Source organism: Parabacteroides goldsteinii (genome assembly GCF_020091425.1).
Classification (GTDB): Bacteria; Bacteroidota; Bacteroidia; order Bacteroidales; family Tannerellaceae; genus Parabacteroides; species Parabacteroides goldsteinii.
This window is the reverse complement of the sequence record NZ_CP081906.1, coordinates 793,615-818,447: the sequence shown is the minus strand read 5'-3', so window position 1 is coordinate 818,447 and position 24,833 is coordinate 793,615. Positions and strand designations below refer to the sequence as shown.

Annotated in this window: 23 protein-coding genes, 3 tRNA genes and 1 pseudogene; 16 read left to right on the top strand and 11 right to left on the bottom strand. The window is 46.2% G+C overall.

Annotation, left to right across the window (positions count from 1 at the left end; genetic code table 11):
• Positions 1–18 precede the first annotated feature (18 nt).
• From K6V26_RS04385 to K6V26_RS04375, 3 genes are all read left to right on the top strand, one after another.
• Positions 19–1,818 (top strand): RagB/SusD family nutrient uptake outer membrane protein, encoded by a 1,800-nt coding sequence (locus tag K6V26_RS04385; protein ID WP_048315602.1) that lies wholly within the window; start codon positions 19–21, stop codon positions 1,816–1,818.
• Positions 1,819–1,866: 48 nt separating this feature from the next.
• A complete protein-coding gene (locus tag K6V26_RS04380) occupies positions 1,867–2,985 on the top strand; it encodes an Sb-PDE family phosphodiesterase (protein WP_048315601.1) in 1,119 nt (372 codons plus the stop codon).
• Positions 2,986–3,337: 352 nt separating this feature from the next.
• Positions 3,338–5,008, top strand: a complete 1,671-nt coding sequence (locus K6V26_RS04375; RefSeq protein ID WP_224264679.1) for a putative transporter — start codon at positions 3,338–3,340, stop codon at positions 5,006–5,008.
• Between the two features lie 48 nt (positions 5,009–5,056).
• Here the strand turns inward: K6V26_RS04375 and K6V26_RS04370 are convergent, their stop codons facing one another.
• From K6V26_RS04370 to K6V26_RS04360, 3 genes are all read right to left on the bottom strand, one after another.
• Positions 5,057–6,706, bottom strand: a complete 1,650-nt coding sequence (locus K6V26_RS04370; RefSeq protein ID WP_224264678.1) for a Gfo/Idh/MocA family oxidoreductase — start codon at positions 6,704–6,706, stop codon at positions 5,057–5,059.
• A 4-nt stretch (positions 6,707–6,710) separates the two neighbouring features.
• On the bottom strand, positions 6,711–7,217 hold the full coding sequence (locus K6V26_RS04365) for a DoxX family membrane protein (RefSeq protein ID WP_007652543.1): 507 nt from the start codon (positions 7,215–7,217) through the stop codon (positions 6,711–6,713).
• Positions 7,218–7,291: 74 nt separating this feature from the next.
• The gene (locus tag K6V26_RS04360) at positions 7,292–8,479 is read right to left on the bottom strand and encodes a THUMP-like domain-containing protein (protein WP_195439382.1); all 1,188 of its coding nucleotides are present in this window, start codon (positions 8,477–8,479) and stop codon (positions 7,292–7,294) included.
• A 302-nt stretch (positions 8,480–8,781) separates the two neighbouring features.
• Between K6V26_RS04360 and trpB the strand changes: the two genes are divergently transcribed.
• From trpB to trpA, 7 genes are read left to right on the top strand one after another with little or no spacing between them, the layout of a single operon-like run.
• Positions 8,782–9,969, top strand: a complete 1,188-nt coding sequence (gene trpB, locus K6V26_RS04355) for a tryptophan synthase subunit beta (protein ID WP_224264677.1) — start codon at positions 8,782–8,784, stop codon at positions 9,967–9,969.
• A 3-nt stretch (positions 9,970–9,972) separates the two neighbouring features.
• Entirely contained in the window at positions 9,973–11,379 is a 1,407-nt protein-coding gene (locus tag K6V26_RS04350; RefSeq protein WP_224264676.1) for an anthranilate synthase component I family protein, read from the top strand.
• 12 nt (positions 11,380–11,391) lie between these two features.
• Positions 11,392–11,961, top strand: coding sequence for an anthranilate synthase component II (locus tag K6V26_RS04345; protein ID WP_224264675.1), 570 nt, complete (start codon positions 11,392–11,394; stop codon positions 11,959–11,961).
• Positions 11,962–11,992: 31 nt separating this feature from the next.
• A complete protein-coding gene (trpD, locus tag K6V26_RS04340; RefSeq protein ID WP_048315596.1) occupies positions 11,993–12,988 on the top strand; it encodes an anthranilate phosphoribosyltransferase in 996 nt (331 codons plus the stop codon).
• 3 nt (positions 12,989–12,991) lie between these two features.
• The gene (gene trpC / locus K6V26_RS04335) at positions 12,992–13,804 is read left to right on the top strand and encodes an indole-3-glycerol phosphate synthase TrpC (RefSeq protein ID WP_007652531.1); all 813 of its coding nucleotides are present in this window, start codon (positions 12,992–12,994) and stop codon (positions 13,802–13,804) included.
• Positions 13,798–14,472 (top strand): phosphoribosylanthranilate isomerase, encoded by a 675-nt coding sequence (locus tag K6V26_RS04330; protein WP_048315595.1) that lies wholly within the window; start codon positions 13,798–13,800, stop codon positions 14,470–14,472. The genes trpC and K6V26_RS04330 overlap by 7 nt, the downstream gene beginning before the upstream one ends.
• Positions 14,469–15,242, top strand: a complete 774-nt coding sequence (gene trpA, locus K6V26_RS04325) for a tryptophan synthase subunit alpha (protein ID WP_046146627.1) — start codon at positions 14,469–14,471, stop codon at positions 15,240–15,242. The genes K6V26_RS04330 and trpA overlap by 4 nt, the downstream gene beginning before the upstream one ends.
• 412 nt (positions 15,243–15,654) lie before the next feature.
• On the opposite strand, the gene K6V26_RS04315 is transcribed toward trpA, so the two are convergent.
• Both K6V26_RS04315 and K6V26_RS04310 read right to left on the bottom strand, forming a co-directional pair.
• Positions 15,655–15,741 (bottom strand) — tRNA-Ser (locus K6V26_RS04315).
• Positions 15,742–15,887: 146 nt separating this feature from the next.
• Positions 15,888–16,439, bottom strand: a complete 552-nt coding sequence (locus K6V26_RS04310; protein WP_007652517.1) for an NADH peroxidase — start codon at positions 16,437–16,439, stop codon at positions 15,888–15,890.
• Between the two features lie 185 nt (positions 16,440–16,624).
• Here K6V26_RS04310 and K6V26_RS04305 point away from each other — a divergent pair, with 185 nt between their 5' ends.
• Positions 16,625–17,683, top strand: coding sequence for a class I fructose-bisphosphate aldolase (locus tag K6V26_RS04305; protein ID WP_010800045.1), 1,059 nt, complete (start codon positions 16,625–16,627; stop codon positions 17,681–17,683).
• Between the two features lie 6 nt (positions 17,684–17,689).
• Positions 17,690–17,848: pseudogene (locus K6V26_RS04300) on the top strand (DMT family transporter); the annotation flags it as partial.
• Here the strand turns inward: K6V26_RS04300 and K6V26_RS04295 are convergent.
• From K6V26_RS04295 to K6V26_RS04280, 4 genes are read right to left on the bottom strand one after another with little or no spacing between them, the layout of a single operon-like run.
• Positions 17,834–18,508 carry an RluA family pseudouridine synthase gene (locus K6V26_RS04295; RefSeq protein ID WP_128133673.1) on the bottom strand — a complete coding sequence of 225 codons (675 nt, stop codon included), beginning with the start codon at positions 18,506–18,508 and terminating at the stop codon, positions 17,834–17,836. The pseudogene K6V26_RS04300 and the gene K6V26_RS04295 sit on opposite strands and share 15 nt — an antisense overlap.
• Before the next feature lies 1 nt (position 18,509).
• A complete protein-coding gene (gene fabG / locus K6V26_RS04290) occupies positions 18,510–19,256 on the bottom strand; it encodes a 3-oxoacyl-[acyl-carrier-protein] reductase (RefSeq protein WP_007652512.1) in 747 nt (248 codons plus the stop codon).
• 22 nt (positions 19,257–19,278) lie between these two features.
• Entirely contained in the window at positions 19,279–20,223 is a 945-nt protein-coding gene (locus K6V26_RS04285) for a 3-oxoacyl-ACP synthase III family protein (RefSeq protein ID WP_007652511.1), read from the bottom strand.
• 7 nt (positions 20,224–20,230) lie between these two features.
• Positions 20,231–20,824 (bottom strand): TetR/AcrR family transcriptional regulator, encoded by a 594-nt coding sequence (locus K6V26_RS04280; RefSeq protein ID WP_007652508.1) that lies wholly within the window; start codon positions 20,822–20,824, stop codon positions 20,231–20,233.
• A 151-nt stretch (positions 20,825–20,975) separates the two neighbouring features.
• Between K6V26_RS04280 and K6V26_RS04275 the strand changes: the two genes are divergently transcribed.
• The 4 genes from K6V26_RS04275 to K6V26_RS04260 all read left to right on the top strand — a co-directional run bounded on the left by K6V26_RS04275 (position 20,976) and on the right by K6V26_RS04260 (position 22,705).
• Positions 20,976–21,047: transfer RNA gene (locus tag K6V26_RS04275), tRNA-Met, on the top strand.
• A 159-nt stretch (positions 21,048–21,206) separates the two neighbouring features.
• A complete protein-coding gene (locus tag K6V26_RS04270) occupies positions 21,207–22,130 on the top strand; it encodes a DnaJ C-terminal domain-containing protein (RefSeq protein WP_224264673.1) in 924 nt (307 codons plus the stop codon).
• A gap of 12 nt (positions 22,131–22,142) precedes the next feature.
• Positions 22,143–22,457 carry a chaperone modulator CbpM gene (locus K6V26_RS04265; RefSeq protein WP_122328629.1) on the top strand — a complete coding sequence of 105 codons (315 nt, stop codon included), beginning with the start codon at positions 22,143–22,145 and terminating at the stop codon, positions 22,455–22,457.
• Between the two features lie 176 nt (positions 22,458–22,633).
• Positions 22,634–22,705: transfer RNA gene (locus tag K6V26_RS04260), tRNA-Met, on the top strand.
• 76 nt (positions 22,706–22,781) lie between these two features.
• Here K6V26_RS04260 and K6V26_RS04255 read toward each other — a convergent pair.
• Together K6V26_RS04255 and K6V26_RS04250 are read right to left on the bottom strand one after the other, a co-directional pair.
• Positions 22,782–23,480, bottom strand: a complete 699-nt coding sequence (locus K6V26_RS04255) for a hypothetical protein (protein ID WP_046146623.1) — start codon at positions 23,478–23,480, stop codon at positions 22,782–22,784.
• Between the two features lie 216 nt (positions 23,481–23,696).
• Positions 23,697–24,812: a GNVR domain-containing protein gene (locus K6V26_RS04250; protein ID WP_224264672.1), complete on the bottom strand. Its 1,116-nt coding sequence runs from the start codon at positions 24,810–24,812 to the stop codon at positions 23,697–23,699.
• Positions 24,813–24,833 lie beyond the last annotated feature (21 nt).

Genomic DNA, 24,833 nt, shown 5'->3' with positions numbered 1-24,833 from the left:
TCATCAAAAAAAGCAACAATGAAAAAAGAGTTATATTACCTGGCAACGCTTCTTACGTGCCTCGCATCTGCCTCCTGCAACGACAATTTTATGGAACGCCATCCGCAGACGGAGATTGGCGTAGACAGTTACTTCAATACGGAGCAGGACTTGAAAATGTATTGTTACAACCTGTACGACTTCCCAAACTTCAACAATTACACAGCCGATGCCGGAACCGACAACCAGGCAACGACAGACGTTGTGGAAGTAAAGAACATCATGATTTCGACCAACGCCAATTCGACAACGGTGAGTTCCGGATGGGACTGGGAGAAATTACGCACAATCAATCTTTTCCTCGATAACTGCGAAAAGGCTACCGTAGCCGAAGACGTGCTTGCCCATTACCAGGGAGTAGCCCGCTTCTTCCGGGCCCGTTTCTATATGGACAAGGTAAAACGTTTCTCCGACGTGCCCTGGTACGACAAAACGCTGACTACCTCAGACGAAGACTTGTACAAACCTCGTGACTCCCGCGACGTTGTCATCCAGAAGATATTTGAAGACTACCGGTTTGCCGCCGAGCACGTGAAGACCGGCCAGGAGACAGGCGCCGTGGATAAATGGGTAGTCCTCACCTATATGGCACGCCATGCGCTGTACGAAGGTACCTATCGCAAATATCACGACGAACTGAATTTGCAGGGTTCAGCCAACACCTATCTGAAAATAGCCGCTGATGCCGCTCTCCAAATCATGAACGAAGGAGGCTTCAGTATCTATACGACCGGCGATACGGATAACGATTACCACACCTTGTTTGAAAGCCCCGACCTGAGCAGCAATCCGGAAATCATTCTGGCCACTTATTTCGACAGAAAGATAAAAGGGAATGGCTTCTGGGCTTTCATGTTCGGTAATTATATCCCTTGCCCGACCAAAGATCTGGTACAATCTTACCTGATGAAAGATGGTACCTACTACTCCGCCCAGCCGGGTTATGAAACCAAACAGTTCGTAGAAGAATTTCAGAACCGCGACCCGCGTATGTGGCAGACACTCGCCTGGCCGGGATGGGAACTAATCAACACGATGACCTATGCCCCGGGAGCCGGCATCTATGTGCAGAATCTGAACAAGAACTTCTCCGGCTACCACCAAATCAAAGGTTTCATCAATAATAAGGACGAGGATTATTACCTGGGCATCGATTACCCTGTACTGCGTTACGCCGAAGTACTGCTAACCTATGCCGAAGCCCGTGCCGAACTGGGTGAATTAACCCAGGACGATTTGGATAAAACAATCAACAGCCTCCGTTCGCGTGCCGGCATCCCTCCCCTGAAACTAAATCCGGCAGCCGACCCGGTCATGCAGAAAGCCTTCCCTGGCATCTCCTCCACCTTACAGGAGATACGCCGCGAACGTCGTGTCGAACTGGCCCTCGAAGGTTTCCGCTACGATGACCTGATGCGCTGGAAATCCGGCAAATTACTGGAAAAAGAACCCGAAGGCCTCTACTTCCCTTCCTTAGGCAAATTCGACCTGACAGGCGACGGTGTAGAAGATATTTACCTGATTCCTTCCTCACAGGATATCCCCGCTGAAGCGGATAAGGAAACCAATTCGCTGGGTAAAAAGCTGGTATATTACAAAACCGGCACAATCGATGACACGAATGCGACTGTTTACCTGGCCGAAGGGACAAAAGGAAATATCCTGACGATTAAAGACATGGGCACCTTCCAGGAACCCAAATTCTATTACCGTCCCGTCCCGAAACACGAGGTCGACCTGAATCCGGCATTGGCTCCGCAGTTGTTCGGGTGGGAATAAAACAAGTGATACATAGACATAAGATAATAATACTAAAAACAAGAATATATGAAAACGACAAATGTATTAATCGCCTTATCATTCATGGCGGTAAGCGTATGTAGCCATGCACAGGATGCGCTACCCAAACAAATAAAAGTAGGAAAAGAGCGAGTGAAGGCACGCAAGGAAATCCGGTTACCCGAAATAGACGGATATAACCTGTTGAAATGTGATTTCCATATCCATACAATCTTCTCCGACGGCATCGTATGGCCGACATTGCGGATACAGGAAGCCTGGGAAGAAGGTCTCGACGCCATCGCCATCACCGACCATATCGAAGGGCAGCCGGCGCGTCCCGGTGTAGAAAAAGGAAATCATAATTATTCCTTCGACCTGGCAAAAGAGGAAGCGGACCGCCGGGAAATCATCCTGATAAAAGGGGGCGAAATCACTCGCTCGATGCCTCCCGGACATCTGAACGCCCTGTTTGTCAAAGATGTAAATGCGCTCGACCAGAAAGATTACATGAAAGCAATCGAAGAAGCCCACAACCAGGGTGCCTTCATCCAATGGAATCATCCGGGATGGGGTGTCGACTCTATCCTATGGCACGACGTACACGAAACGCTCTACCAGAAAGGCTGGCTGAACGGCATCGAAGTATTCAACGAATTTGAATGGTATCCGGTCGCTCTGAACTGGGTAAACAAAAAGAACCTGACCTTACTTTGCAACACCGATGTACACGACGTCATCGAACGCTTATATGATTTCCGCACCACCAGCCACCGTCCGATGACGCTTGTCCTGTCGAAAGACCGCACGGAAGAAGGAATCCGTGAAGCTCTTTTCGACCGCCGTACCCTGATATGGTTCTATGACACCCTGATGGGAAAAGAAGATTTACTGCAAAAGTTCTTCGAGGCTTCCGTCGAAATGAAACCGGTCCACCACTCCACCCCCGAACGTTCATACCGGAGTATCGTGAACCATACGGATGTCCCCTTCCTCCTCCGGAAAACAGATAAGAATGCAAACGGTTATCCGGAAACAATCAAGATACCCGCCGGAGAAACGATACTTGTCATACAACCTAAAGCAAACAGCAACCAATCGGTGTCTTACCAGGTCGAGAATATGATTATCAGCCCGGAAAAGAGATTAGAGGTCCGGCTGTTTTAAGGTATTAGTTCAAAGGGATATTGTTGTTATTATTTGTTTTAAATATTTCAATAATTGTCAAATGTGAGCTATCTTGTCCCCGTGCTTGACACGGGGCCGCAAGAGAACTGGCGGTATCAAAAGATATTATAGGATACGGTCTGTGCCTTTGCGATCCCGTGTCAAGCACGGGAACGGGATAGTTCAATTCTTTCTAATTGGCACATTGGCATATTGCCACATTGGCTCATTTTTTTCTATATTCGAGCGCGAAGGCTAATTTTCAATTCTCAATTTTCCAATTGCCCTTTATTTCTTATGATATTATCAAAATTAAACCCCTATCTTTGCAATCTCAACAAAAAACTCTCTTATGAATTGGTTGCAGGAAGCTTTTTTAGAGCCGACGATGTTGCAGGCTGTTATAGTTATCTCACTGGTTTCGGCCGTAGGATTATTCTTGGGAAGACAGAAGATATTCGGTATATCACTGGGTATCACCTTCGTGTTCTTTGCCGGGATTCTGGCCGGACATTTCGGGATTGTTGTTAATAAAGACATGCTGAACTTCGCACAGAGCTTCGGTCTGATTCTGTTTGTCTACTCTTTAGGGTTACAGGTCGGTCCGGGTTTCTTCTCCTCTTTAAAAAAAGGCGGGGTAGCCATGAACATGATGGGATTGGGCGTCATCCTACTGGGATTGCTCATGACTCTTGTTTTCCATTGGACAACCGGTGTTTCGTTGCCGAATATGGTCGGCCTGCTTTGCGGAGCTGTTACCAACACACCGGCTCTGGGTGCTGCGCAACAGGCTTTATTACAGGTAGAACCGGCCGATTATAAGGAAGTAACCGATATGGCACTGGCTTGTGCCGTGGCCTATCCTTTGGGAGTCGTAGGGGTTATCCTGGCTATTATCTTACTGAAAAAAGTGTTCGGGGACAAAAAACTGGCGGATGACAAAGAAAAACATAACACGAAACCCAATATCACCGAATTCCATATCAGCAACCCTGCTATCTACGATAAAAGCATCAAAGATATTATGAAGCTGACGGAGAAACATTTTGTGATTTCCCGCGTGTGGCGTAACGGAAAAGTAAGTATCCCCACCTCCGACACCGTACTGCATGAAGACGACCATCTGCTGATTATTTCCCATAAATCAGATGTCGAAACCATCAAAGTGCTTTTCGGAGAACAGGAAAACGTTGACTGGAACAAAGAAGATATCGACTGGAATGCAATCGACTCGCAACTGATATCCCGCCGTATCGTCGTTACCCGCAACCGGGTAAACGGTGTAAAGCTCGGTTCGCTCCGACTACGTAACCTGTACGGCATCAACATCACCCGTGTGAATCGTGCCGGTATCGACCTGGTTGCCGACTCAGCTCTACGCCTGCAAATCGGCGACCGATTGACAATCGTAGGCGAGAAAAATGCAGTCAATAATGTAGGCCGAATTCTGGGAGACGAAATCAAACGCCTGGATAATCCGAACCTGCTGGCGGTATTTATCGGTATCTCACTGGGGGTTCTGCTGGGTTCCCTGCCGATTATGTTGCCGGGGATGACTACACCGATCAAATTGGGTATTGCCGGCGGCCCCATTATTGTCGGTATCCTGATGGGTGCTTTCGGCCCGCGTTTCCATCTGACTACTTATACGACCATGAGTGCCAACCTGATGCTGCGCCAATTAGGTATCGTCATCTATCTGGCCGGGCTTGGGATTGATTCGGGAGCCCATTTCTTCGAGACCGTATTCCGGGCGGAAGGGGCTTTATGGGTCGGACTAGGTTTTCTGCTGACGATTGTCCCTGTCCTGATTGTCGGTTTCATCGCTTCCCAGTTCTTCAAACTCGACTATGCGCACAACGTCGGGATGCTCTGCGGCAGTATGGCAAACCCTATGGCCCTGACCTATGCCAATACAACGGTCGAAGGCGACGAACCATCGGTTGCCTATGCCACGGTTTATCCTTTATCCATGTTTATCAGGGTGATATCGGCGCAGTTAATCATTATGTTATTTACATAAAAAAGGGGGAACTTTCATTCCCCCTCCCCATAATATAATCCGTATCGATTATCCTTTTACGATTTCTTCTTTCTCTTTATCCCAGTACATCGTACGTCCTTCCAGATAAGCATGTGTTCCCATATGGGCAGTCATCGCTTCCTGGAATGCGGCATCAATATTACAGCTCGGCTGTTTATTCTGACGGATACATTCCAGCCATTCACGAATATGCAAGTGGGTCGTGTCGTAACGTTTACCGCTTACATAGGTGTAAAGCAAACCGCGCTGGGCAAAATATAATTCAGTAGGTGACGTTATAGCATCCACCGAATTCTGTCCCGGTACATAGGTGTAGAACGGTTCGTTCGGTTTGATGATCCCCTTGTCCATCTTCTCCTTGTAAATTTCGGACGCCGGATCCGCCTTCAGCGTAATCGTATTGGACAATTCCATCTGGGCATCATGTCCCATAATGACCTTTCCACGTGGACGGTTGCTGGCCAATGTAGCACTATACAACATCGTCATATCCCGGTCGGGGAACTCGAAAGTTGTCTGCAAGACGTCAGGTACCGTACGTCCGTCCTTGAAGTAATAGACACCACCCGACGAAGTAGCCGAATGAGGAATACCCACTCCGAATATCTGGTTGATCGCATCGTACTCGTGTGTCAGCAGGTCACCGCTCAAACCGGTACTGTAATCCCACCAGCAACGCCAGCGGAAGAAACGTTCCAGGCTGAATTTATCACGGGGATCAGGACCGATATACCGTTGCAGGTTGTTCGATGTCATATAGTCGGTATATTCCTTGATGCGTTCTTCCGGTCCTTCGAACTGTTTCCAGTCGATTGTGTCGGGAGAAGCTCCGTCTATCAGCGGATATACCCACGCCCCGTTCGGGTCGTTACGGTTGGTACATACTTCGATCAGCGATACTTTGCCGATCAGGCCTTTGTCGATGATCTCCTTGGCACGGATATAACTGTCGGTCTGACGTCCCTGATGCCCCAGCTGGAAAACGATGCCGGTTTCTTTTACCACCTGGCGCACCTGATAAGTCTCAGGAACTGTCCACGACAACGGTTTTTCCACATAGACATGCTTTCCGGCTTTAGCTGCTTCCATCGCCATCGTACTGTGCCAATGGTCGGGAGTAGCGATAATAACTGCGTCGATGTCATCGGCCGCCAGCAATTCTTTATATGTTCTGTAACGTTTCGGGCGTTTACCGAACTTTCCGTTCGAACCTTCGCGATGAATATTGGATGCCGCCAAAACAGCCGCTTCACCATACACATCGAAGATATCGCACACGCCGGTTACTTCGATATTCAAATCATCCTGCTCCAGGAACTGCTCATAACGTTTGTCCTTGCTATCGTTCTTCGCCCCTTCAATCAGGCCGTCGATCCAGGAAGGTTCGGCAAAACCGGCTGCACGCATCAGCTGCTTGCCACGGATACCGAAACCGATCATTCCGATACGAATCTTTTTCCCGTCCGGCTGGGCAGGAATCATATAATGTTCTTTATCAAACTTAAAGGCACTACCCAGACTTTTCGACTTTTTGTCGTACGTCTGTTTCTTGTAGACACCATAACCCAGTGCCCCCAATACCGGAATGGTAGCCAACGCCTTCAGGGCATTACGACGTCCTTCAGACTGAGGCCCCTGATTTTCTTTCGGAGTATTATTATTGTTTTCTGTTGCCATGATATTACATTAATTTGAGTTTAGACAATAAGGGAATCGCTTTTTTCAGATAGCGGTCCAGCCCGATAATATGAGAGGTGGGAAAAACCAGCAATACAGCCAGCGCCGCCATCTCTACCAGATTCTTGTCTATCCACAGATAAGACCCTTCGAACGGCATCATATATTGTGCCCCGATAAACGAAGGATGGGAAAGGTAATAAAATGCAAGCAATATCATCGCCCCAATAGAAGAGAGTTTGCTGAAAGCACCGGTAATCAGTCCGAGACCGATTAACAACAGCGCCCATTCGTTCAGCGCATTAACCATGTTCATCATGGCCGGATCACTAGCCAATCCGGCGAAAAAGTCAGACATAAAACCTTTGGAATCGAGGAGGTAAGGAAGCGATGTCCATTTGGGATTCAGGATCTTCACCAGTCCTTCGTAGGCAAAATGCCAGCCAATGAATAATCGCAGTACAACCATCGCGGTCAACTGCGCAGAAGTGTAAGAATCTTTTTGTATCATTTCATGTATTTGATTTATCGCCGCAAATATAGGGATAAAATCCGGAGAACAAAGGATTTGAAATACTGATGATACTAAAACTTTCTACATTTTACCAAAATTTTACTATTGTCGGCCTGGGTAGTAGCAAAAAGATATACATCTCCACCATCCATGATCTTTGTGCGTTTACGCAATTCTTCTACGGATAGAGGGAAATTACGGACAGTGATATTTGCACGGGGTATTTGTCCGGATATTCCTTTGCAGAGTTTCCCGGTAAAAGGGAATACCTCCTCTACGACAAAACTCCTGCCCGGAAAAACAGCTACTCCTATATCTGAGGTATAAAGATGGCTGCTCGTATGCAACTTTTCCAATCCGAAACGGGTAGCGGTACTTTTAAAGGCACCGGCTTTCAGCAACGAGGAATTGGGTTCATAGAGATAGTTTTTTACCTGACCGGACAGATGTAACTCTTCCCGACTCTCATCCTGCAAAGTAAAAATAAAAGATTCTTCCTCCCCATTGCCTGTATAATTAATGCAATGAATAACCGGAGAAGTTACGGACGCATCTCTTTCCACAACAAAAAGCAGTTCCTTACATTCGTTCTTTACCGACAACACATGGACTTCCACAGTTCCGGGTAAAAGCTCCAATGTCAACCGTATATCAGCCATAGGAGATAACTTTGCAATCACTTTCGGCGCATGGCGGAAGAGTTCCGGCAACAAGGCCGGCAGGTCGGGTTCACAATCCTGCAAAGCAAAAACCCGTTTATTCCCTTCGCCGCGACGGGCCGGGTCAATATAAAAAACATCGGTTCGGGGCAGTTGGGATATTAACATTGTGCTATCCCCTTCCATAACCGTTATATTGTCGACACCCAATGCTGAAAAATTATTACGGGCAGCCTCGCAATAAGCAGGGAAACGTTCTATATAAGTTACTTGGCGGACTTTCCGGGAGAAGTAATAACTGTCAATTCCCAGACCACCAGTCAGGTCGCACAGGGTTTCATCTTCCTTCACCAAACGCTGTTTGTAGGAAGCCGTCTGTTCAGATGAACATTGCTCTGCCGATATCTTTGAAGGAAATAACAAATCGTCGTTTGCATACCATAGAGGCAGCTTTTCCTTAATCTGCCGCCGGGATGCAATCTGGTCTACTGCAAAAGGAACATCGATTGAAGGATAACGGGATGCACTCAGCAGAAGACGAGTCAAATCATCGCCTGCATGTTCTTTTACAAATCTCCGGAATTCATCTGTCTGTTTCATGCGGCAAAGATAAGGTTTTTATGATTAGTGATACAACGAATATTTTTCAAAAAAAATCCGCAAATCATTTGCAGTTTGTCAGAGAATATCTATATTTGCTGCCGTAATAACAAAAACAGTCATGAGAACATTTATAGTAAATACATTTTGGTGGTGGCGCTCTTTACTCCTACAACGGTCGTAAGGAACGCAGTCCTGTGTATATACTAGTCAAGATATCATAGAAAGGTCTGTCGCACTTGCGACGGGCCTTTTTTCTTTTTAATCCATTTACGAATACAATTAAAACAACATAGCAAAAGATGAAAACGTATCAAGTTGACAAAAACGGTTATTATGGTGAGTTCGGCGGCGCTTATATCCCCGAAATCCTTCACCAGTGTGTGGAAAACCTACAGAACATCTATCTGGAAGTACTGGAAAGCGAAAGTTTCAAGCAGGAATTCAACCAGTTGCTGCGCGACTATGTAGGCCGTCCCTCCCCCCTTTACCTGGCAAAACGATTAAGCGAAAAGTATGGTTGCAAGATTTATCTCAAACGGGAAGACCTCAACCATACGGGAGCCCACAAAATCAACAACACAATCGGACAGATTCTGTTGGCACGCCGCATGGGCAAAACCCGCATCATCGCCGAAACAGGTGCCGGACAACACGGTGTTGCCACAGCTACCGTTTGCGCCCTGATGAACATGGAATGTATCGTTTACATGGGCAAGACGGACGTGGAACGCCAGCATGCCAACGTGCAGAAGATGGAGATGCTCGGTGCAACCGTCGTCCCTGTTACTTCCGGCAACATGACCCTGAAAGATGCGACAAACGAAGCAATCCGTGACTGGTGTTGTCACCCTTCCGATACGTATTACATCATCGGTTCCACAGTCGGTCCTCACCCTTATCCCGACATGGTAGCACGCCTGCAATCCGTTATCAGTGAAGAGATAAAGAAACAGTTACAGGAAAAAGAAGGGCGCGACCATCCGGATTACCTGATTGCCTGCGTGGGAGGCGGAAGCAATGCAGCCGGTACAATCTATCACTTTATCGACGACCAACGGGTGAAACTCGTACTGGCAGAAGCCGGAGGAAAAGGAATCTGTTCAGGTATGAGCGCCGCCACCATCCAGCTGGGAAAGAAAGGAATCATACACGGAGCCCGTACCTTGGTCATGCAGAGCGAAGACGGACAAATCGAAGAGCCCTACTCTATCTCTGCCGGACTGGACTATCCGGGAATCGGCCCGATTCACGCCAATCTGTCCGTCAGCCACCGCGCCTCTATCCTGGCTGTCGATGACAACGAAGCACTGGAAGCCGCTTTCGAACTGACCCGCCTGGAAGGAATCATCCCGGCACTGGAAAGCGCCCATGCGCTGGGAGCACTCAGCAAAGTGAATTTCAAGCCGGAAGACGTAGTCGTGCTGACCGTTTCGGGACGCGGAGATAAAGATATGGATACCTATATTGAATACAAAAACAGAAAGTAACCGATGAAAAACTATCATTTCAAAACGATAAGCAAACAGGTCTTGGGCGACCTGCACACACCCGTCAGCATCTACCTGAAAGTACGGGATATCTATCCGGAATCAGCCCTGCTGGAAAGTTCGGACTTCCACGGAAACGAAAACAGCCTTTCCTTCATCGCCCTCTGCCCGCTGGCAAGTATCGGCATCAACAACGGCGAATGTACGGCAACCTTTCCCGACGGCAACCGCGAAGTGACTCCCCTCAGCGAAAGCTATAACGTAGCAGATGCCATGAACGCGTTTCTGGACCGTTACAGCATCGAAGGGGTTGACAAGAAAGTCTGCGGCCTGTTCGGATACACGGCCTTCGATGCTGTCCGTTACTTCGAAAACATTCCGGTCATGGAAGCCCATCACGAAGAGAACGATGCTCCCGACATGCTATACATATTATATAAGTATATCCTCGTCTTCAACCATTTCAAAAATGAACTGACATTGGTCGAATTATTGCAGGACGGTGAAAAAAGCAACTTGCAAGAGATCGAAACACTGATTGAAAACCGCAACTATGCTTCCTATAACTTCCAGACTACCGGACCAGAGACCTCTCCTATCACCGGCGAAGAATACAAGGCTATGGTTCGCGAAGGTATCAAACACTGCCTGCGCGGTGATGTTTTCCAAATCGTTTTAAGCCGCCGTTTCGAACAACCGTTCAAAGGCGACGACTTTAAAGTCTACCGTGCCCTGAGAAGTGTCAATCCTTCCCCCTACCTTTTCTATTTTGACTTCGGCGGCTTCCGCATCTTCGGTTCTTCTCCCGAAACGCACTGCAAAGTGACAGAAGGCCATGCAAGCATCGACCCGATTGCCGGAACCGCTTTCCGCACAGGCAACGTGGCTCTCGACAAACAGCGTACAGAAGCCCTCCTCGCCGACCCGAAAGAGAATGCCGAACATGTCATGCTGGTAGACCTTGCCCGCAACGACCTGAGCCGCAACGCACACAACGTACAGGTCGATTTCTACAAAGAGGTACAATATTACAGTCACGTCATCCACCTGGTTTCCCGTGTAAGCGGCGAAGTGAACAGCGACAGCAACCCGGTAAAAACATATATCGACACCTTCCCGGCAGGAACCCTCAGCGGCGCCCCGAAAGTACGTGCCATGCAGCTTATCACCGACCTCGAAAAACATAACCGCGGAGCCTATGGCGGCTGCATCGGATTTATCGGCCTGGACGGTGACCTGAACCAGGCTATCACTATCCGCACCTTCGTCAGCCGCGGCAACGTACTGTATTACCAGGCCGGTGCCGGTATCGTAGCGAAAAGCAACGACGAACGCGAACTACAGGAAGTAAACAACAAGCTGGGAGCCTTGAAAAAGGCAATCGACCTGGCAGAGAAGTTGAAGAATTAAAAATTGAAAATTATGAGCAAGATATTATTATTCGACAATTATGATTCCTTCACCTATAACTTATTACACATCCTGAAGGAACTGGGTGCAGAGGTGGAAGTTCACCGCAATGACAAAATATCTTTGGAAGAAGTAGACCGCTTCGATAAAATCCTTCTTTCGCCGGGTCCCGGCATTCCGGAAGAAGCGGGCATCCTGCTTCCTTTAATCCGCCAATATGCCCCGACAAAAAGTATTCTGGGAGTATGCCTCGGAGAACAAGCGATTGGAGAAACCTTCGGAGCAACCTTGATTAACCTGACGGACGTTCATCACGGCGTTTGTTCCGATATCCGGGTAACAGCTAAAGAACCGTTATTTGCCGGACTCGAAGCCGGATTCCGTGCCGGACGTTACCACTCCTGGGCAGTCTCCCGCGAAAACTTTCCCGATTGCCTGGAAATAACAGCCGAAGATATGGAAGAAAAACAAATCATGGCATTGCGTCACCGTACGTACGACGTGAGGGGTATCCAGTTCCATCCGGAATCGGTCCTGACCCCGAAAGGCAAGATTATTATTGAAAACTGGCTGAAAGGATAACGAGAACTAATAAACATAAGAAAGAAGAGTTATGAAAGATATATTATACAGATTATTCGAACACCAGTACCTCGGCCGGGATGAAGCCCGCCAGATACTTCAGAATATGGCTGCCGGCCAATACAATGACTCCCAGATAGCCTGCCTCATCACCGTCTATCTGATGCGTAACATTTCCGTAGAAGAGCTATCCGGTTTCCGCGAAGCCCTGCTCGAAATGCGCGTACCGGTCGACCTATCGGATTACAAGCCAATCGACATCGTCGGTACAGGGGGAGACGGCAAAAACACATTCAATATCAGTACCGCTTCCTGTTTTGTCGTTGCCGGAGCCGGTTACAATGTGGTGAAACATGGTAACTACGGCGCAACCTCCGTCAGCGGTGCCAGTAATGTGATGGAACAACATGGCGTCAAATTTACCAACGATATCGACAAACTACGCCAAAGCATGGACACCTGCCATATCGCATACCTGCATGCCCCTTTATTCAATCCGGCCCTAAAAGCGGTAGCCCCGGTACGTAAAAGCCTGGGAGTACGAAGTTTCTTCAATATGCTCGGTCCGCTGGTGAATCCCGTTATGCCGACTTACCAGTTATTGGGTGTATATAATTTACCTTTGCTGCGGTTATACAGTTACACATACCAGGAAAGCGGGACGCGTTTTGCCGTTGTCCACAGCCTGGACGGGTACGATGAAATATCGCTGACCTCCGATTTCAAGGTAGCAATGCCGGAGAAAGAGAAACTATATACCCCGGAAATGCTTGGTTTTGCCCGTTGCACAGAGGATGACCTCGACGGCGGCCAGACTGTCGAAGATGCCGCCCGCATCTTCAATAACGTAATGACCAATACGGCAACCCCGGCACAAAAGAACTGCGTAATTGCCAACTCTGCCTTTGCCATCCAGGTCATCTGCCCGGAAAAGAAGATAGAAACCTGTATCGCCGAAGCCCGCGAATCGCTGGAAAGCGGCAGTGCACTGGCTACGCTAAAGAAGTTTATTTCACTGAATAATTGATTTATGAAAGATATATTGCAAGACATTATAGCCAACAAACGCATCGAAGTAGACCGGCAGAAACAAGCCGTACAGCTCCGTACGCTACTGGCATTGGGTGGTGAACGGCTGGAACGTACCACCTATTCGATGCGTGCCTCGCTGGCTGCATCTTCTTCGGGTATCATCGCCGAGTTTAAACGCAAAAGTCCTTCGAAAGGCTGGTTGCATCCGGATGCCGCCATCCCGGACATCATCCCGGCCTATCAGCAAGCCGGAGCTTCCGCTTGCTCGGTCCTGACCGACCCGCAGTTTTTCGGTGGTTCGTTGGGTGACCTCTGCCAGGCACGCAAGCTGGCTGAGATTCCTCTGTTGCGGAAAGATTTTATCATCGACGAATACCAGGTGTACCAAGCCCGGGTCATGGGAGCCGACGCAATTCTGCTAATCGCCGCCTGCCTCACCCCCGACCAATGCCTGTCACTGGCAGAGTTGGCGCATACCCTCCAACTGGAAACATTGCTGGAAATCCACAGCGAATCGGAATTGGGGCATCTCAACCCGCATATCGACATGCTCGGTGTTAACAACCGCAACCTCGGGACATTCCATACCGATGTGGAAAATTCGTTCCGTCTGGCAGAAATCATGCAGGAAGTCAGCAAAGAAAAGGACCTCGCTCCCCTCCTGGTTTCGGAAAGCGGAATATCAGACACAGCCACAGTAAGCCGCCTTCGTGAGGCTGGCTTCCGCGGTTTCCTGATTGGTGAGACATTTATGAAAACAGAAGAACCGGGCGATACTTTGTCCGCTTTCATAGGAGGTTTGCCATGCTAATCAAGGTTTGCGGCATGCGGGAACCGGAAAATATCCGGCAGGTAGCAGAGACGGGAATCGACTGGATGGGATTCATCTTTTACACTCGCTCCGCTCGCTCAATTGACAATGGAAAATGGACAATTGAAAATGAAAGAAAGAGTTCCTCTCTTAATAATTCTCAATTCTCAATTCTCAATTTTCAATTGAAGAGGGTCGGCGTCTTCGTCAACGCCACGCCGGATGAAATGATGGAAACAGCCGCCCGTTACCAGCTCGATTACCTGCAATTACATGGAAACGAATCGCCGGACATCTGCTATACCCTCCATAAACGGGGATATGCAATCATCAAGGCATTCTCTATCGCCACCGAAGAAGATTTAAAACCGGTCGCCGATTACGAAGACCGTGCCGACTATTTTCTTTTCGACACCAAATGCAGCAGCTATGGCGGTTCAGGCAAACAGTTCGACTGGTCGGTACTCTCCGCCTACAAAGGGCAAACGCCTTTCCTGCTCAGCGGCGGTATCAACCCCGACAGCGTAGAAGCCCTCCGGAACTTCAGCCACCCGAAACTGGCCGGTATCGACCTCAATAGTGGTTTCGAAACCAGTCCGGGCATGAAAGACGTAGAGAAACTGAAAACATTTATTGACAAGATTAAAAATAAAAAGACTGACATATGAATCGTATTACAAACTTATTCGAAACAAAAAAGAACGGCATCCTATCCGTTTACTTTACAGCAGGTTATCCACAGCTAAATGATACGGTAACCGTTCTGAAAGAACTGGAAGCAAAAGGTATTCACATGGTCGAAGTAGGCATCCCTTTCTCCGACCCGATGGCAGACGGTCCCGTCATCCAGGAAGCCGCTACACAGGCATTGCGAAACGGCATGTCGCTCCACCTCCTGTTCGAACAGTTGAAAGACATACGGAAAGAGGTACAAATGCCTTTAGTTCTGATGGGCTACCTCAATCCGATTATGCAATTCGGCTTCGAAGACTTCTGTAAAAAATGTGTGGAAGTAGGTATCGATGGCATGATTATCCCCGACCTCCCTTTCGCCGACTACATGTCCGACTACAAAGAGATAGCCGACCGCTACGACCTGAAAATGATTATGCTTATCACCCCTGAAACCTCCGAAGACCGTATCCGCCTGATTGACGAACACACTTCCGGCTTCATCTATATGGTATCGAGTGCAGCAATAACAGGTGCACAGCAGAGTTTCGACGACCAGAAACAGGCCTATTTCCGCCGTATCAACGGAATGAACCTGCAAAATCCCCGCCTGGTAGGTTTCGGAATCTCCAATAAAGCCACCTTCGATGCCGCCTCCTCTAATTCCTCAGGCGCCATCATCGGCAGCAAATTTATCCAATTGCTGAAAAGCGAAACTACAATCCCCGGAGCTGTAGATGCATTACTGGAAGGTTTGAAAAAATAGGACGGCAACCTGCCTGAAATGGGTAGGCATCGAAACAACAACGGACAGGCATCGCTTTATCTATGGATGCCTGTCCGTTTTTAGATTAACAAAATATACTCGAAAAAACAGCAACTTACAACAATGTTATTCCCTACTATCTAGTACATTTGCCAAAAACAGGAACGTCTTTTGTGCGTTTTTGCCATTTTCAGGAACATAAAATTGATTTTATCATGGAATTATATCGTAGCATCATTGAAGATTTAAAAGATTGGAAAAGCAGACCGGATAGAAAGCCTCTAATTTTAAAGGGGGCCAGACAAACTGGAAAAACATGGATATCATGAAACTAATATCGATCCGATAATCTTTATACATCTGAAAAAAAAACAGTTACCAGTTTATAACCGACAACTGTTTCTCTTTTCAGCGGAAAGCGAGGGATTCGAACCCCCGGAACAGTTACCCGTTCACCGCATTTCGAGTGCGGCCCATTCGACCACTCTGGCAGCTTTCCTGGTCGTTGACGCGACAAATGTATAAAAAATTTGATACCGTTATCCTCCGAAGGTCCTTTTTTTCTGCACACAGCACTATAGTGCTAAAAAAAGGGAGTAACCTCTCGGCACTCCCAATCCTATCGTGTTAACGAATTGAACGTTATTATTTGAAATAACGGTTATATAATCCTTCGAAACCTTTACCATGGCGGGCTTCGTCTTTACACATTTCGTGTACTGTATCGTGGATAGCATCCAGATTCTGCTGTTTTGCCAATGTAGCGATACGTTTTTTATCTTCGCAGGCACCGGCTTCTGCTTCCATACGTTTTTTCAGGTTAGTCTTTGTATCCCAAACAACATCACCTAACAGCTCTGCAAACTTGGCAGCATGTTCAGCTTCTTCCCATGCATAACGTTTGAATGCTTCTGCTACTTCAGGATAACCTTCGCGGTCTGCCTGGCGACTCATTGCCAGATACATACCTACCTCAGTACATTCACCCATAAAGTGAGCGTTCAACCCCTCAAGAATAACAGGGTCAACACCTTTTGCAACACCTAATACGTGTTCGTCTACAAACTGCAGAGCGCCTGTTGTTTCTACCAGTTCTTTGAACTTGCTTTTCGGTTGTTTACATTGCGGACAGAATTCAGGAGCTTCGTCACCTTCATGAACATAACCACATACTGTGCAGATCCATTTCTTTTTCATCTTCGTAAAATTTTATTGGTTGTATAACTATTAGTATAATCTTTTGTTATTCGCTGTGACAAAATTAACCAAACAAATCTAAACAGCAAGAGATAAGCCAATAGAAATATTCTATCTGTTAATTGATAAAAACTATGGAACTTATTCAAAGCGGCAAATGTTAGATTATAAAACTTACATATAGTATGGATACATTAAAGATTACAAGCCTCTTAGGCGACAAAGCAGAATATTTACTGGGTCACACCTGTAAAACGATAGACAAATCACTGATTCACATACCATCTCCTTCAACAGTCGATGATATCTGGATCAATACGGACAGAAACATTCAGACATTAAATAATTTACAACGGATGTTGGGAAGCGGACGCCTGGCTAACACCGGTTATCTGTCTATCCTCCCGGTCGACCAGGACATAGAACATACGGCCGGAGCATCATTCGCCCCGAATCCCATTTATTTCGATCCGGAAAATATCGTGAAGCTGGCAATCGAAGGCGGTTGCAACGCTGTCGCTTCCACATTCGGAAACCTGGGAGCTGTGGCACGTAAATATGCACATAAAATACCGTTCCTCGTAAAACTCAATCACAATGAATTGCTTACTTATCCGAACAGCTACAATCAGGTGATGTTTGGCACAGTCAAGGAAGCCTGGAACATGGGGGCCGCAGCAGTCGGTGCCACCATCTATTTCGGTTCTGCGGAAAGCCGTGAGCAACTGGTCGAGATTGCGGATGCATTCGAGTATGCACACGAATTAGGTATGGCGACCGTCCTCTGGTGTTATCTGAGGAACAATGATTTCAAAAAAGATGGCGTAGATTATCATGCAGCAGCCGACCTGACCGGTCAGGCCAACCATCTGGGTGTAACAATCAAAGCAGATATCGTTAAACAAAAACTGCCGTCCAACAACGGTGGCTTCACAGCCATCAACTTCGGCAAAGTAGATAAAAAGATGTACACCGAACTGACGACCGAACATCCGATCGACCTTTGTCGTTACCAGGTAGCCAACGGTTATATGGGCCGTGTCGGCCTAATAAATTCCGGAGGAGAATCACACGGTGCCTCCGACCTGAAAGAAGCCGTCATCACTGCAGTCATCAACAAACGTGCCGGCGGCATGGGCCTGATTAGCGGACGTAAAGCATTCCAGCGTTCCATGAAAGATGGCGTCGAACTGCTTCACACCATCCAAGACGTTTACCTGGACCCGGAGATCACGATTGCATAAACATGTATGTATAATTACGTACAACCAATCGTTGCGTCACTGATTGCCGTACTTTGGGGGATGGATACTTTTGGTATAATGAAAGGGATTGCCGTAGCATTGGTATTTACCGGCGTTTATATCGTAACACAAAGTAAATCGAGGGCCCAGTTAGAGGCCCTCTGAAATACCTTTCCATAAATTATCGTCAGGGACAGGGGCTACAATCTTTATCAATTCTTTGGATACCGGATGGATAAACTCGGCACTCCGGGAATGGAGACTGATACCGCCATCTTTATTCGAACGCTCGGCACCATATTTCAAGTCTCCTTTAATCGGACACCCCATCTTTGCCAACTGGCAGCGTATCTGATGATGCCGACCGGTTTTCAGGTCTATTTCCAATAAGAAATAATTATCCGAATGCGCAACCACCTTATAATGAAGAATCGCTTTCTTTGAATCCGGACGTTCGGTATCGTAAGCGTAACTCTTGTTTTGTTTCTCATTACGGACCAGCCAGTTCACCAGTTCGCCTTCTTCAGCCGGCGGACAGTTCTTGACAATGGCCCAATAGGTTTTCTTCACCTCTCCTACCCGGAACATCTCGTTCAGGCGGGGCAAAGCTTTACTGGTCTTGGCAAACAGGACTACACCGCTCACCGGACGGTCCAGCCGGTGGGTAACACCGACATACACATTTCCCGGCTTGCAATACTTCTCTTTCAGCCACGCCTTGAGCATTTCCGAAAGAGGAGTATCACCGGTTTTATCTCCTTGTACAATCTCACGGCATGTTTTATTTACCGCGATGATATGATTGTCTTCGTAGATAACTTCCATATTACATATTCATACCGCCGTCTACCTGAATCACCTGTCCGGATACATAAGCAGACAAATCAGATGCCAGGAATGTAGCGACATTTGCCACATCTTCAGTAGTACCGCCGCGGCGCAAAGGAATCTTCTTGTTCCATTCTTCTCTTACTTCTTCCGGCAATTTCGCAGTCATATCGGTAATGATAAAACCAGGAGCGATTGCATTGGCACGGATACCGCGTGAACCCAGTTCCTGAGCCACCGATTTAGCCAAACCGATCATACCGGCTTTTGAAGCCGAATAGTTGCTCTGACCGGCATTCCCGTGAACACCTACGACAGAAGACATATTGATAATGTTACCTGCACGCTGTTTCATCATGACCGGAGTACAAGCATGGATGAAGTTGAAAGCCGATTTCAGGTTCACATTCAGGACAGCATCCCACTGGCCTTCGCTCATACGCATCATCAGGCCGTCTTTCGTGATACCGGCATTGTTAACCAGAATATCGATACGACCGAAGTCTTTTACGATTTCCGCCACTACATTATGAGTCTCTTCAAAGTTGGCTGCATTAGAAGCATACCCTTTTGCCTTAACACCTAAAGCTTCGATTTCTTTCTGTGTAGCTTCACCGTTCTCGTCGATAACCAGGTCTGTAAATGCGATATTTGCACCTTCAGCGGCAAACTTTAAAGCGATAGCCTTACCGATACCGCGTGCAGCACCGGTTACAATGGCAACTTTTCCTTCTAATAATTTCATAATATTTCTATTTACGTTTATATTAACACTGTATCAGACAAGCACCCGCCGAATATCCGCCGCCGAAGACGGTCAGACAAACCAGGTCGCCTTTCTTGAATGTATGGTCATTCTGCGCATACACCAAAGCCGAACTAACCGAACCGGTATTACCCAGTTCTTCGATATTATGCAGGAACTTTTCTTCCGGCAAATTCAGCTGCTTGGCAATATTCGACATGATACGCATATTCGCCTGGTGACCGATAAAATAAGTCAGGTCATCCAACGCAAATCCGTTCTTCTCCAACAGATAGACTGCATTTTTAGGCATGTAGGTACAAGCCTGGATAAACACGTCGCGGCCTTCCGGCATCTGGATACCACCGTCACGAGGACGCAACTGCACACCTTCAGGCCCTTTCCCCAGATGGCCCAACCCCTGTGTAAATACTTCAATGATATGCGGATCTTTCTCTGTCACACGTTCCTTTGAAATAAAGAACGCCGCAGCGGCATCTCCCCAGAGGTGACCAGCTTTCGGATCTGTTTCATTATAATAAGCGGAATTTTTATCTGCTGAAAGGATTAAAGCCTTTGTAGCCTTTCCCATGGCAAAATAACCTTCCACAACTTCCAGCGCATTTAAAAAAGAGGAACAGGCAGATGATAAATACAACGCTTTCGCATTTGTAATATTAAACTCACGCTGCGTATAATGGGCTGCGGTAGCAACTGTATCGTACGGAGAATAGGATGCTGAGATAATCAAATCAACTTCCGTAATGTCATACGGCAATTTTGGCAGTGCGTTACGTACGGCGTCCATTCCCATGGTACAAATTGTCTCTTCCGGTTTGGCTTTGGACCGGGTTTTAATACCCGTACGCTGTTCAATCCATTCACTTGTCAACCCGTTTAATTCCAAAAAATGTTGGTTGTGCACCCGCTCTTCAGGCACATAAAACCCTGTTGCATTAATAAACATCTCTGGTTTACTTTATCTTTATTCCGTTGAATATTAAATTCATTACATTATCTCTCCGCTTAATCCGCTGGCTGATATTATCTCCCATAATACCCCTTATATAAGGAACTTCCAATCCCTTTAAGGCATGATGTAGCACCACTGCTGTTATTTCTGTATCAGGCATTGCAAAGATTCCTTCCTTCACTCCGGCATCCAATATTCCCTTCAATAATTCTGTCTCACGTATGTCAAAGTTCTTACGAACCTTCTCCACGCGCCATATATCACGGAAAAAGTTAGCTTTCAGCGTACCATTACGAAATACGAGCGCTTTGATAGCATCCAATCTGGCATAGATGAATGTCATCAACTTCTCATCAGCTGGCAAATCCTTTCCGGCAACATCAAGCAGCATCTTGTATAACTGGTCCAGCTCCGATTCCACCACAGCCAGATAAATCTCATTTTTGCTCTTGAAATACGTATATAACGTACGTCTGCCTTTCCGGGAAGCCTGTGCAATATCGTTCATTGTCGTATTATCAACCCCCATGCGGGCAAACAATTGCCTGGCCACATCCACCAACATTTCGCGTGTTTTAGAAACTGTCATCGGCATTGTATTGCACATTTTGATTAAAACTGTGCGCAAAGTACCTAAAAAAGATTGGTTCTACCAAGTATATTAAAAAAAACTTGCAATAAATTTGTTTTATAAGAGAAAATCCCTACCTTTGCACTCGCAATCACGAAATGATTGCAAACTATATCGCGGAGTGGAGCAGTGGTAGCTCGTTGGGCTCATAACCCAAAGGTCGTAAGTTCGAGTCTTGCCTCCGCAACTATCTAAAGGCTTTCAGTATTCACTGGAGGCCTTTTTCTTTTTTATCTTTCCTAAGCTTTATTAGCCAAATTTAAGCCGTCAATTTCCGCCCCGGCATGTTTATTGTAATGTAGATGTATGGATATCAACCGACAAAAAGACTTAACAATATAATAATATGGCTTATATAGACTATTACAACATTCTAGGGGTGAACAAAGGCGCTTCACAGGACGACATCAAAAAAGCGTACAAGAAGCTGGCCCGTAAATATCATCCGGACCTGAATCCGAACGACCCGGATGCTCACCGGAAATTCCAGGAGATCAACGAAGCCAATGAAGTACTGAGCGACCCGGAAAAACGGAAGAAATACGACCAATACGGTGAAAACTGGAAACATGCCGACCAGTTCGAAGCTCAGCAGAACCAATACGGACAGTATCAGGGCGGCTTCGGTGGTTTTAGCGGCTTTGGAGGCAGCAACGGCGGGGGCGCCCAATGGAGTGCCTCAGACGACGGCAGCGGCTTCTCCGACTTCTTCGAATCCATGTTCGGAGGCGGCGGTCGTGGCAGAGGCAACCATGCTTTCCGCGGCCAGGACTATAATGCAGAACTGCATGTCTCTTTGGCAGATGCAGCCCAAACACACAAACAGGTTATTACCGTCAACGGTAAGAATCTGCGCATAACCGTACCAGCCGGTATCGCAGACGGACAGACCATCAAGCTGAAAGGCCAGGGCGGTCCGGGTGTAAACGGCGGACCTGCCGGCGATCTGTACATCACATTCAGCATAGCAGAAGACAGCCGTTTCAAACGGGTTGGCGACGATTTATATATAACCGCCCCGTTGAACCTCTACACTGCCATACTGGGTGGCGAACAAATCGTAGAAACAATGGACGGCAAGGTAAAACTGAAAGTGACTGCCGGAACGCAGAACAACAGCAAAGTCCGCCTGAAAGGCAAAGGTTTCCCTGTCTATAAAAAAGACGGGCAGTTCGGTGACCTGATCGTCACCTACTCCATCGAGATACCGACTAATCTGACGGATAAACAAAAAGAGTTGTTCCGCGAAATACAGAGTCTTAATCAATAAAACACGAGTACTATGCAAACAGATTTAATTATAGTCAACGAATATTGCCGGATATGTCATATAGAACCTTCTTTCATCTTCAGGCTGGAAGAAGGCGGACTCATTGAAATCCGTATCATCGAAGGCGAAAAGTATTTACAGGCGGAGCAATTACACGATATCGAAAGATATACACGTATGTATTACGACCTCTCAATCAATTTCGAAGGAATCGATGCCATCCACCATCTGCTGAATCGTGTCAAATCCATGCAACAGCAAATCGGACATCTGAAAAAGATGTTGCGGGTATATGAAGCAAAAGATTTTGAAGAAAATGAATTATAAAATCCGAATGACACATCTACCTTACATTCAACCTGGTAGATGTGTCATTTTGTTACTAAAAGAAGCCTTACTCCCCGGCTTTCAACAGAAAGACAAAAACTTTTTGTAAAATAATTTGGATTGTAAGAAATAATTCATACCTTTGCACTCGCAATCAGGAATGATAGCAACTATATCGCGGAGTGGAGCAGTGGTAGCTCGTTGGGCTCATAACCCAAAGGTCATAGGTTCGAGTCCTGTCTCCGCAACTAATAAAAAAGTGACGTACATTAGTGTGCATCACTTTTTTATTTATGCTTTCTACACAAAAAGAGAATATAATGATTATTTTCGTCTTTTTATTGCCGATAAATCGATCTTTGGTCTCGGTTTATATTTTTCCCGAAACTGTTCTATTGTATAAACATCTTTATCTACAAGAATTGATTCAAGTTGTATTTTAGATACACCGCTTTCTGTTATTTTTACTTGATGTGGAATATCCTGTCCATCTATGGTAATATCAAGTTCTGGTGTGTATAAAAAATCATTCTGAACATCCCACACTTCTTTATAATTTTGATTATCTCTCATTTCTTTCGCATTTGCATCTTTTATACTATGGGAATAAACTTGTTGTCCATTCATTTTTTGCGTAACTGTATACCGTAAAACAAAAGAGCCATATTTATTATCAGCATATTGAAACCATGTTGTATAAAAACCTTTTCCTAGTTGTGTTGAAAGAGAACGTCTAACATCAACACCATTATCTAGAATTGAATAAACATTATTAGAATCTTTTGTTGCATGATACAATTTACATCCACCAGGAATACTCATTTCTGAATTTAAATTACTCACTTCATTGCCATAGTCTATTTTTCTTTGCTTTATATTACTACCCTTTTTCTGAATAAATGTTATCAACTTTGCCTGAGTAACAGAATCTGATCTGTTATCCACAAAACTCACTCTTTCCACATTTCGAACAGGGAGAACCACATTAGAAAATACTCTCTTATATTGTTTTTCAGCATTCATAGAACAAACATTTTAAATATTATAATATTTTATTACAGAGTAGAAAAATACCCCAAAAAACAGAAAACAACAAATTTTATCCGCAGACAACCTAAATTGCACAGCTAACTACAAAATAAACGGCATGAACGTAAAAATGAACACAAAAAAAGCCAGCAAGGATTACCCTTACCGGCTTATATTTTATACAATTTGAATTATAAGAAATATTCTATTTCATTCCACAGAGAAACAATCTTCCTCTACCTGTTTGTTCTTCGCAAACATATCCTTCACAAACAAATATCCGATACCACCGAACAGAGCTAGAAAAACAAAGCCGATAAGTATCAGTGACTTTTTAGGTGAAGCAGGCTTTAATGGCACCGTTGCCGGGCTGATCACCGTATAGACCGGGGTTTGTTCCTGGACACGGAGTTTGTCCTGCTCCAGTTTCTGGGCCAACGTATTGTAAACATTGAAAGTCAGTGTCATTTCATTTTTCAGACGCTCTTGCTCGGTGCGGTAACTGGCAGAGATGATGTTCTTGTTCGCATCCTCAAAGGCGGCATACGCACGTTGGGCCTTGTAATAAGACTCACGAGCTTCTCCAAACACCTTTTCTGTAAACTCAAGATCCTGCTTGGCCTTCTGTGTACGGTAATTGGTGATGTATCCCTGAAGCTTTTCCACGACTATCTGAGTAAGGCTTGCAGAGATCAAAGGGTCCTGCATCTGGACAGAGACAGTTATTACCAATGTCTTTTTATCCACGGAGGCAGAGATGCGTTTCTGCAATCCTTGTATTACGCCATCCTGTTCTCTGGTTAACCGGAAAGATGTTAATTCTCCCTTACCAGCAAGTTCTTCTTCTGAGAATAATCCTCTCACCCAACCAAGTAATTTGAAAGGAGCCTTTATCACATAACTCCACCACGCACTTTTCTGATGATCATCCATATATTCGTACAATGTCGATGAATAATCACCCTTTTCATTCTCTACCTGCACAGGAAACAACTCCAGCAGAAACGGAATACTTTGTACCACATCCGGATAAAGATCCGGAGAGATAGCGTCCGAACCAGCCGAAGAACCCAGGTTTATCCCTGCCATAGCAGCCAGACCACCCAGGTTTCCCATCTTCTTGGACGGATCAGACGTTTCAGGTGCCAGCTTTACTGTCGTACTGTATTCTTTCGGTATGCTGAAAGCGACCACCAATCCTACAACTATCGCGACTCCACAGCATTTGAACAAGAACTTACGCTCCCCCCATAGCCGTTTAGCCAACTCTATTAAATCTATCTCCTGCTCGTTTGTATCCATATCAGGAGCGTTCATTTGAATCATATCCACCTTGTTAATTGTAAA